A 10,816-nucleotide genomic window follows, 5' to 3' on the forward strand; every position below is an offset into this window, starting at 1 on the left:
TCGAACTCATTGTAACCATCGCTGACGATATCGTTTTCAATACCAACTAAAAGATCGTTTCCTGCTTCGCCATAAAGTTTATCGCTTCCGGCTCCGCCTACCAAAATATCATCACCACTGTAGCCCCAAAGTTGGTCATCACCGGCATTGCCTTTGAGCAAGTCAGAACCTTCCAACCCGTCGAGGGAATCGTTACCCAAGTCACCGATAAGAGCATCGGTTCCACTGTCACTAGAGAGAGAATCGTTACCTGTTGTGCCTACTGAATAATCGTTATAGTTAGTCATAATCTAAAGCTTTAAAAGATTTAATTTGTTTATTTGTTTTGTTGACTAACTTATAGGTTTGAAGAAAACAAAATATGCAATTGGGAGTTAGGACTAGTAAAAATACTTTCGAGATTGCCTTGGTGCAGAATAATGAGAAACCGAATACTTTTATCGCCAGTAAGACAAATTTCGCCATCGCTGAGATGGCGAACGAGGATTTGCAGCTATAGTGATTGTGTCGAAATTGTTCCATCTTGAAACAACTATTATCGTCAAACTAATTGCTCAAGCTGCATTAAATCTCTGGCTATAAGGATTTAATCTTCATAGTTAGCTCAGCCGTTAAAAGGTAAGGACTATATCAACGTAAATACTGAAGGTATTCTGAATAACGACACTCATAAATCTCTTGATAGCTGATAACTAGCCCAACTAATAAATCTGCTTAACCCGAACTAAGGTTAAATACTAATAAAAAAACCTCAGCTACCAGACTGAGGTTGACTATGAGAAGATTGTTTGCTCTAGACGCTACTATCGACGAAAAATAATCTAGTAATTCGATATAAAAACTAAATATATAAGCTGTTGATTACATCTAAAACTATTGCCATAAGTTAACGCCACTGAGAATTAATATCCAGTAAACTAAAGGAAAAGCCTTTTGTTAACTTATGTAATGCAGTATAGCAAAATATGTTAACTTTTGTAAAATTATCTTAAATAACAAGTTAATGAGCGATCGCCAAGCCTGGGATGCAGGAATATCAAGCTTTTGGAAAAATATTTACCGTTGCGCAGATCGAAGTAGCTGGTATAGTTCCGTTGCCGATGCTTACGATCGCACCAGACCAAGATATCCTGCCAAAATTCTGGCTCGGATGCAAGAAACAGCTCAGTTACAGCCAGGTAAAACAGTTTTAGAAATCGGTGCGGGGCCAGGTGTTGCTAGTATTGAATTAGCTAAGTCAGGCGCGAAAATAGTCTGTCTTGAACCTAGTTCTTCTGCTTGTGAATTGGCTCGACTTAAATGCGCTGCTTATCCTAACGTTGAGTTTATCGCCACTACCTTTGAGGAATGGGACATAGCCGAACTAAAATTTGATGCAGTTGTTGCCGCCACCTCTTTTCATTGGGTAGCACCAGAGGTTAGGACTGCTAAAGCCGCAGCAGCCTTAAAAGATAACGGCTTATTAATTTTGCTGTGGAATACTCCGCCTCAAACTAGTTACGAGGTATTTCAAAGTCTGGTGGAGGTATATCAAAATTACGCGCCAAATTTAGCTATATACGAAGAACATCAAGACTCGGCGAAACATTTGGCAAAAATAGGTGAAGAGGTAATCAATTCTGGCTATTTGAGAAATTTAACTTCTGAACAATTAATTAGCAGGGTGACTTACTCGATCAATGATTATCTAGGTTTACTTAGTACACTCTCCCCATATATCAGCCTTGAATCGAAACAGCGGCATCTTTTGTTGGCTGAATTAAAACGCGTGCTGGAGCTTAATTACGGCAATGATTTAGAACTTTCCTATCTTTCTCTATTGCAAATAGCTTATAAAAGCTAAACATAAAAATTTTTTGGGGAACTATAGAAAATAGGGGTAAATTGGGTAACTCAAAATTACTTTGCTTCTCTGCTGTCACAGATCGTCAAAAAGATGATTAACGTTCATCTTTCTAAGGATGTAGAGCTTTTTAAGAATCAACAACGCTACCATAAAGTTAGAGGGGATCGGTAATCAAATATTTAGTTCATTTAGTTCGATATCTGACTTACTCAAGCAGCAATTCTCTGGTTAATTATTATTTGCACTACCTTGTTGATCGATAACTAGATAGTCAGCCCGCACGTTTAGGTTAGGAAATACAGATACATTATATATACATGAAATTATCGATAAATCGTCAGTCCAAGCGTAATTCTGTCTTGGTTACAGGACTATTAGCATTATGTTTAGCTTTAATCGGGTTTGCTACCTATACAGTTGTCAAGGGATCGAGATCCGAAGTAGATATAGAAGCATTAACCGTACCAGTTGAAAAAGAAGATCTTAATGCCGAGATCGAAGCCAGCGGTAGGATAGAGCCAGTCAAAAGCGTTAACGTTAGTCCCAAAGAACCAGCGCGGTTAGTTAAGTTACTCGTGGAACAAGGCGATCGCGTAAAAGCAGGACAAACCTTAGCTATTATGGAAAATGCCGAACTGTCTACCCAAACCTCTCAGGCAACAGCAGATTTAAAACAAAACCGCGCCAGTTTTGCCGAAGGTAAAGCGACAATTAATGCTGAGGTTGCTCAGTCTCAGGCTAGATTAAGGCAATTAGAAGCTAAGTTAGATCAGGTTCAAAATAGAATTCCTAGGGACATCGATCAAACTAAAGCACAAATTAGCGCTGCTGAATCTCAGTTAAGATTGGTGCAGGAAAGAATTAAACGTAACAAATATCTGCTACAGCAGGGGGCAATTACGCAAGATGCCTTTGATGAAATTAGTAACGATTATCAAAACGCTCAGTCTAGTATCAATGAGCTACGTCAACGACTACAACAGATTCAAAACACTGGCGGCGCAGAAGTAGAACAAATTGAGGCAGAAATAAACGAGGCTAGAATTGCCCTAGAGCAAAAGCAGACAACTGCACCCGATGAGATTGCAGCGTTAGAAGCCTCATTAGAGAAAGCAGAAGTATCCCTGGAGCAAGCCGAAATTCAATATAACGATAGCATTGTCCAAGCTCCCTTCGATGGCATTGTGACTCAAAGATATGCTGTCGAAGGCTCTTTTGTGGCACCGAGTACTTCAGGTTCTAGCACCGCATCGGCTTCAGCTACTTCTATCTTGGCGTTGGCTCAAGGATTGGAAGTTGTTGCTAAAGTTACAGAATTAGATATCGGACAACTACAGCCAGGGCAAAAAGTAAAGATTGTTGCTGATGCTTATCCAGATCGTGAATTTACAGGAGAAATTACGCGGATTGCTCCTGAAGCAATTATTGAAGAGAACGTTACTTCTTTTGAGGTACGAATTAAATTGCTTACTGGTCAAAATCTATTACGCTCCAAGATGAACGCCGATGTTACCTTTATCGGCAAACAATTAAGCGATAGTTTAGTCGTTCCTACTGTGGCAATCTTTACGGAAAATGGTGAGCAGGGAGTGATGATACCCGATGAAAATAATCAACCACAGTTTCAGCCCGTCAAGATTGGCTTATATGTAGGCGATCAAACTCAAATCCTTGAAGGAATTGATGCTAATCAAAAAGTGTTTATCGATTTGCCAGAGGAAAGCAGAAGACGTGAAGAAAATTAATTTCGGTTCATTTTATTTTCTAGGTTATTAAGTATGGCGATCGCACTTTTTAATTTACATAATTCTTATCTTTTGTCCATTTTGCAGGATTATTAATAATGTATCGACGGATATTGTTTAAGGATTTTTCATCCCGAATGATATTTTCGTAAAATCTAGATTGCCATTGGAAAACAATATCACCATTTTGGCGACACCATCGTGTGACTGATGATTTATAGGAACGGATAATTACGCTCAATGTGCCTGATTTCGGCGATAATTTGGACATTGTTTGTGACAGATCCCGTTCAACATCAGGAGGGTCGTTCCATGGAACGACCCTCCGGGAATTATCTGGATTATCAATGATAATTATGCCGTGGACGTGATTGGGCATAATTATAAATTCATCCAAATACGTATGTTTTGAATGTTGGGGTATTTCCGACCAATATTGTTGGGCAATTTTTCCTACAGTGGATAATTGCATTTTGCCATGGGTTATATTGCCGAAAAAACCTTGTTTTTCAAAGGTGCAAATGGTTACAAAATAATATCCATTGGCAGCATAATTATAGTTTTTTAATCTGGTGTATTTACGACCAAATTTTCCATTTAAGGTCATGATAGTTTGTCCACAAATACCGTAGGGACGTTCCATGGAACGTCCCTACGGGTTACATTATTAAATTACCCAGATTATTAGATTATATTAAACATTTTTCTACTATCTGAAAGCGATCGCCTGACTGTAACCAATGCGATCGCGCCTTCCAAACATAATATTCCCACTCGTTCTAAAATTTCATATTTTATTTATGTTTTTCGTATTCTTTTTGCAAAGAAAAAATGCAATTACCATAAAATTGTTTAGCGTTTAGCTCATTTTGCTTTTTGGCTTCTCTGGCTATAGCTGCATCTTTACTGTTGTCATACTTAGACTTTAATACTAGAGGGGAAAAAGTAAGAACAGCACCTAGTAATAAACTTGGGGTACTGGCAGTATAGAGCTTTTTCTTAAGATTGGGAATTTCTATCGAAGAAGCCATAAACGAAAGAATCAGGGAAATTGTTATCAAAAATATTCCCACAGCAAATATTGCAGCTTTATTATTTTTAACATCATCTTGCGTTTTAGTTTTTGCCAAATTACGATTGTAATCACTGATTGCAGGTAATTCGATTGCTTTAGCTTCTGCATATCTTTTTAAAAAAGCTCGACTTTGAGGATCTAAAAGATTATTTTTAAGTAAATAATCACCATCTTTGACAATGCAATTTATATCCATGACTGAGTTACCTTAATAATTTTTTTATCAAAACGATTTAAATTATTTATTGGGTGTAGAGCGATAGTGCCTTTTTACGTCCGTTTTTTTACAGTTCACATTTTTTGTATGTGGCTTAACATAGACCTTTTTCTTTCCATCATTAGTTTTTGCCATTGATTATTTTCTACTAAAATCATTAATTATTATTTAATATAATTTTGAAAAAATAGTATATGTGTGACTTGACTCACGAAATAATGCTTAAGTTATTCACCAATAAAAAAAGAGATGTGAATTACCACATCTCTTAATCTGAGTTTTAAAGGTTGAATTAACTATTAATCAATACCTTCAATCTTATCTTCGACTTCTTGATAGAGTTCCCTCAGTCTGTCGAGGTTTTCTTCGTCTGTTTCCCAGTAACCACGACCATTGACTTCCAATAGAGTCCCGACAATCTTACGGAAAGAATTAGGATTCATATCCATCAAACGTTGGCACATTTGGGGGTCATCAATAAAGGTAGTATTTACATCTTCGTATACCCAGTTATCTACCGCATCAGCTGTGGCTGACCAACCCATAGTGTTGACTAAACGCTTAGAAAGTTCACGGACACCTTCGTAACCATGACTTAGCATACCTTCATACCATTTGGGATTAAGTAGCTTAGTACGAGCATCCAAACGGACAGTCTCTGAAAGGGTACGGACTTGAGCGTTAGCAGTAGTGGTGTCAGCGATATAGGCAGTAGGTTTTCTACCGTCATCCCGCAGACTAGACACAATTTTAGTGGGGTCAGAATCGAAGTAATGAGATACGTCAGTCAGACTAATCTCAGATGAATCTAGGTTTTGGAAAGTAACATCGGCTTTCTTCAAAGAAGACTCAAACAAGCCACGATTTTCATCCATTACCCCTGGGTTGTCGGAATTAAAGGCAAAAGATTTACGGTTAAGATACATATCCTGTAGTTCTTTTTCCTCTTCCCAACTGCTGTTTTCTACTGCGAGGTTGATGTTAGAAGAATATGAACCAGAAGCGTTGGAGAAAATACGAGTCGCAGCTTGACGCACGTTGATACCCATTTCTGCTGCTTGTTCTAAGGCGTGTTTGCGCACAAAGTTCATTTCGATAGGTTCGTCGGCTTCGGCTGCCATTTTTACACCGCGATCTAATAAGTTCATTTGGTTGATGAACAGGTCACGAAATACACCAGAACAGTTAACTACTACGTCAAGCCGAGGGCGACCTAATTCTTCTAAAGAAATCAGTTCTAGTTTGTTAACTCGACCTAAAGCATCTGGTACAGGACGTACACCAATCATCCACATGATTTGCGCTAAAGATTCACCGTAGGTCTTGATATTATCTGTTCCCCAGAGTACACAAGCGATACTTTCGGGATAGTTCCCGCCGTTATCTAGCTTCTGGCGAGCGATTAAACGATCTACGACAATTTTGGCTGATTTGACCGCAGCCAGAGTAGGAATAGACTGAGGATCTAAAGCGTGAATGTTTTTGCCAGTAGGTAGTACATTAGGGTTACGAATCGGATCTCCACCAGGACCAGGCAAGACATACTCTCCTTCCAAGGCTTGAAGCAAGCCACCAAGTTCGTTATCGGCACATATCTGTTCTAAACAGAACTCAAGGTATTCTACTAAGGGTTTGAGTGATTCATTGTCAGTTTTGTTGTAGCCATGTTCGCTCAAAGCTTCAATCCAAGGCTCTTTTTTGCCAATATTGAGAAAGTTAAGTTTAGACACCATAGACACTCTACCATCTGCGTCGATTTGAGCCCGAACTAAAGCCGATACCGCAGCACGAGTTGCTTGAGTAATGTCTTGGAAAAGTTGAACATCTGCTAAAACACCTCGGTCATTGTTAGCATAAATTTCATCAATATCTCTGCCAATGCTGTTAGCAAGGATACGAGGTAAAGAAATAATGCCTTCTTCTTCACGGTCAAGGTTAGAAATACTGACTAAAGTGGCGATCGCTTCTTCAGCAGTAGGCGGTTTACCGATGACGTGCAGACCACAGGGAAGTAGACGAGACTCAATTTCCATCAGTTTTTTATATACCAAACCAATGATCGTATCTCGTTCATCTTGAGTCATTTCTTTGGCAGAGCGATCGGGAAAATCAATATCTTGATCGAGATTGACGATCCGCGCCTGATCCATCACCGTATCGACAATTTGAATACCCCGTCCGCCATCTTTGAGGCTTTGGTAAGAACCAATTAATTCGCCTAGTTCTTTTAAACCTTTATACAGTCCAGCGTTTTCAGCAGGAGGAGTTAGGTAAGAAATAGTAGAGGCGTAACTACGGCGTTTAGCGATAGTGGCTTCAGAAGGGTTGTTGGCTGCGTAGTAATATATGTTGGGAATACTACCAATTAAGCTGTCGGGATAACAGTCCCCAGACATACCCATTTGTTTGCCTGGCATAAATTCTAGTGAACCATGAGTACCAAAGTGCAGTACTGCATCGGCTTTCCAGATTTGTTCTAAATAAGTGTAATAAGCAGCAAAACCATGATGCGGACTCGCCGAACGAGAGAACAACAAGCGCATGGGGTCGCCTTCGTAACCAAAGGTAGGCTGTACGCCAATGAAGACGTTACCAAATTCCTTACCGTAGATCAACAGGTTTTTGCCGTCGCTATTTAGATGTCCTGGAGGTGGACCCCAGTTTTCTTCTAACTTCACAGAATAGGGTGTCAGACGTTCGTACTGTTCTACTGACATCCGATGGGCAATATTGAGTTCGGGGGAAGCATACTGTGCTTGAGCATCATGAATTACCGCCTCCATTAATTCTTTGGGAGAGTTGGGCAAGTCTTGGATATCGTAGCCGTTATCTCTTAAGCTTTTCATGGCTTGGTAGATTGAGCCAAATACGTCTAGATAGGCGGCAGTACCCACGTTGCCTTTATCGGGGGGAAAACTAAAGACAGTAATCGCTACTTTTTTGTCTAGCTTGGGCTTTTTACGTAAGCTACCCCACTTCATCGCTCGTCTGGCGATCGCTTCTACTCGATCCTGAAGGGCGATCGATCTACCCGTTGCACCATCTCTACCAGAGGCGATAATTGGCTCGATCGCGCCGTCAAGTTCGGGAATAGCAATTTGTAAGGCTACCTGAATGGGGTGTAAGCCTAGTTCACTCTCTTCCCACTCTTCAGTAGTTTGGAACACTAGAGGCAACGCCACCATGTAGGGACGGTTAAGGCGTTTTAAAGACTCGATCGCTTTGGGATGATCTTGTCTGGCAGGGCCACCAACTAGAGCAAAACCTGTTAGGGAAACTACCACATCAACTATGGCTTGATTTTGTTTCTCTTGCCAAAAATAAGCATTTACGGGTTTAGAGAAGTCTAATCCCCCAGCAAAGACGGGGATAACTCTTGCACCCATACATTCTAGCTCTTGCACCATTGCCACATAATGAGCATTATCCTGGGTAACTAAGTGAGTACGTTGTAATACGAGACCCACACAGGGTGCTAGGGGATCTTTAAGATCGTCAGCAATATCTAAACGGCTGTTGAACCAATCTAAATATTCTTGAATATCCTCGAACATTTTGGGCGATAGAGGATGCCAAATACCCATGTCTGGATAAACGATCGGTTCTGCATAATTAACCTCGCTGTTTTGTTTGTTTGGATAAACGTATTTATCCGACAGCATTAATAAGAAATTCTCTAGATTATCGGCATTACCACCCAACCAATACTGAAAACTCAGCATAAAGTTGCGGGCATCCTGTGCCTTTTCTACGGGTAGATATTTTAATACTTTGGGCAGAGTCCGTAATAGCTTGAGCATCGCATCTTGGAAAGAACTTCCAGACTTTTCTTTACGCTTGCGCATAAATTGGGCGATCGCACTTTTGGACTGTCCTAACTGTGCCATAGAAAAGCTACCCATTTTATTGAGACGCATCACTTCTGGCATCGAGGGAAAAACTACCGCTGCATTTAAATTATCGCGATGAGGTTGAACCGCCTCTACGACTTTTTGAGCTAGATCTTCGACAAAGATCAAAGAGGCAATAAAAATATTGGCTTGGGCAACGTCGTTTTTGAAGTTGCTGTAGTTTTCTTCATTTCTTAATTCTTCAATCAAGTAGCCATTTAATTCGATGGCTAAATGGGGATTATTACTATTAATCGATCTAGCTGCTTCAGTCAGGGTGCTTTGATACTGAGGCTCTAGCACGACATAGACCACCCTAAGTAGATCGCGTCCGTTAACGGTATCTGGCTTAACGTGACGAACGGTGGACTTAACCTGGGTGAACATATAATTAGATTCTCCTTTACAAATGGCGATTTTAACGGGGTATTTAAAGCAAGCTCGCTCTTTACTTGCTCAAACAATAAGCTAATGTATGTAAAGTATTTTTATCAAAAAACGCTGCTGAAAATCTGACTCAAGCGTGATTTGACACAATTCGATAACAATAATGAAATATTACGTAACAAAGTTTAACAAATTTCGCTAGTGTACACTTGAAAATTTATTTACAATACTTAATGAAATAAAAATATCATTAGCAAAAAATATTATTTAGTTTGGCCACAATTACTTGTAGCATTTTAAATGTGGCATTTTAAATACTGAGTCAGACTAATGCGATGATCGGCGGTATTTTTCTTAACCGTTTTGATGAACGATTATAATCATTTGTTTGATAATTTTTTGCTAATTTTAAGCTGATTAAATTTAGAGCTATTTTGGGCAAATATCTAATTTGAAAAACCAGATAAAATGTAAAACACGATCGCACAACAGAATACGCCCATAATAAAACCAGTAATAAAGAAAGAATCGTTTCCTAATTGAGCTAAATCGATTAAATATCTGCGACGATAATTATCTCTATTAAATACTAGGTTTTTCAGCGGACTGTAATTAGTATTACTGCTTTCTCTCTGTTTATTTATCTTCGCCATTGTTTCTTGATTTAAAGCAATATTTTGCTTTATCTCATTGATGCCATTAAGAATTTTGCTAGCATCATTATTTGCTAAGATTGCAAGAGACTTTCTTCGATTATCTTCGCCTAATATTGGTCCAAATTGATAGAAACCTTGGATCACTAAACGAATAATTTGCTCCATATCTTGCGGTCTTGTATTCTTAAAAATTAAGCTTTTTGCGCCTGCTTCTAGAGCAAGACTTAATATCTGTCTATTATCCTGATTAGTTAGTAAGACAATCTTGGTATAAGGAAAACGGTGAGTAATAATCATTGAGGCTTCAATGCCATTCATCACAGGCATTTCAAGCTCCATTAAGATTACGTTGGGCTGATGTTCTTCGACTAATTTAATTGCTTCAATGCCATTGTAGGCATAAGAGATTAAAGATATATCTGGTACGCGATCAAAGTACAATGCCAGATTTTTAATCATACATTGTTGAGCATTCGCTACTACTAAAGTAATCATGATTAGCTAAAATATTACTTGCCAAGGACAACATTTTTGGATCTAAAAAATGTCTGACAAATGTTCTACAAGTGTCTGAAAAATGTCTTTTATTTAGTTAACGATGAATTCAATATTCATTTAATAATATCTCGATCGCTATAAACAAATCAATGGATTGACTGGCTAAGCTTTTAAGATATGAGCATAAATTTAATTTAATTGAGCGCATTAATAAATAATAGTTTTTATTAATCAGTACAGCTAGAAAATATGTAACCAAACAATACGCAAAAATTTAGTGAAAAGACTTGGTAAGCGATCGCCTAACTAGGTTATTGTTATTTAGCTGACATCAATTCAATTAATTAATCTAGATATTCGTTAATTTTAAGCTGGCTTGACAACCGCAAAGCATTTCCAGACTAAAGCTATCAAAAATTGGGGAAACCAGAATTGAGTGGTTGGGGTATCCTACCTAACTAGCTAGTTCTGTTGTCGCTACAATTACTATTAAATCAATCAA

At 38.7% G+C, this 10,816-nt stretch carries 7 protein-coding genes; 2 read left to right on the top strand and 5 right to left on the bottom strand.

Annotated features, from left to right (window positions below):
* On the bottom strand, nucleotides 1-287 hold a 287-nt coding region (locus V6C71_26430; protein HEY9771997.1), incomplete at its 3' end, for a hypothetical protein.
* 716 nt (nucleotides 288-1,003) lie between these two features.
* Here V6C71_26430 and V6C71_26435 point away from each other — a divergent pair.
* Nucleotides 1,004-1,843 (top strand): methyltransferase domain-containing protein, encoded by an 840-nt coding sequence (locus V6C71_26435; GenBank protein ID HEY9771998.1) that lies wholly within the window; start codon nucleotides 1,004-1,006, stop codon nucleotides 1,841-1,843.
* Nucleotides 1,844-2,163: 320 nt separating this feature from the next.
* Nucleotides 2,164-3,591 (top strand): HlyD family efflux transporter periplasmic adaptor subunit, encoded by a 1,428-nt coding sequence (locus V6C71_26440; GenBank protein ID HEY9771999.1) that lies wholly within the window; start codon nucleotides 2,164-2,166, stop codon nucleotides 3,589-3,591.
* Between the two features lie 49 nt (nucleotides 3,592-3,640).
* Here V6C71_26440 and V6C71_26445 read toward each other — a convergent pair whose 3' ends face one another.
* The 4 genes from V6C71_26445 to V6C71_26460 form a co-directional block, all read right to left on the bottom strand.
* On the bottom strand, nucleotides 3,641-4,234 hold the full coding sequence (locus tag V6C71_26445; protein ID HEY9772000.1) for a transposase: 594 nt from the start codon (nucleotides 4,232-4,234) through the stop codon (nucleotides 3,641-3,643).
* Between the two features lie 151 nt (nucleotides 4,235-4,385).
* Nucleotides 4,386-4,862 carry a hypothetical protein gene (locus V6C71_26450; protein HEY9772001.1) on the bottom strand — a complete coding sequence of 159 codons (477 nt, stop codon included), beginning with the start codon at nucleotides 4,860-4,862 and terminating at the stop codon, nucleotides 4,386-4,388.
* A 320-nt stretch (nucleotides 4,863-5,182) separates the two neighbouring features.
* Entirely contained in the window at nucleotides 5,183-9,160 is a 3,978-nt protein-coding gene (locus tag V6C71_26455; GenBank protein HEY9772002.1) for a magnesium chelatase subunit H, read from the bottom strand.
* 446 nt (nucleotides 9,161-9,606) lie between these two features.
* Nucleotides 9,607-10,311: a response regulator gene (locus tag V6C71_26460; protein HEY9772003.1), complete on the bottom strand. Its 705-nt coding sequence runs from the start codon at nucleotides 10,309-10,311 to the stop codon at nucleotides 9,607-9,609.
* Nucleotides 10,312-10,816 lie beyond the last annotated feature (505 nt).

Origin of the sequence: Coleofasciculaceae cyanobacterium, from assembly GCA_036703275.1 — a bacterium.
GTDB lineage: Bacteria > Cyanobacteriota > Cyanobacteriia > Cyanobacteriales > Xenococcaceae > Waterburya.

What these genes read in the sequence shown, in the direction of transcription:
- V6C71_26435 (HEY9771998.1), top strand. Translation starts at nt 1,004, where the DNA reads ATGAGCGATCGCCAAGCCTGGGATGCAGGAATATCAAGCTTTTGGAAA.
- V6C71_26440 (HEY9771999.1), top strand. Translation starts at nt 2,164, where the DNA reads ATGAAATTATCGATAAATCGTCAGTCCAAGCGTAATTCTGTCTTGGTT.
- V6C71_26445 (HEY9772000.1), bottom strand. Translation starts at nt 4,234, where the DNA reads ATGGAACGTCCCTACGGTATTTGTGGACAAACTATCATGACCTTAAAT.
- V6C71_26450 (HEY9772001.1), bottom strand. Translation starts at nt 4,862, where the DNA reads ATGGATATAAATTGCATTGTCAAAGATGGTGATTATTTACTTAAAAAT.
- V6C71_26455 (HEY9772002.1), bottom strand. Translation starts at nt 9,160, where the DNA reads ATGTTCACCCAGGTTAAGTCCACCGTTCGTCACGTTAAGCCAGATACC.
- V6C71_26460 (HEY9772003.1), bottom strand. Translation starts at nt 10,311, where the DNA reads ATGATTACTTTAGTAGTAGCGAATGCTCAACAATGTATGATTAAAAAT.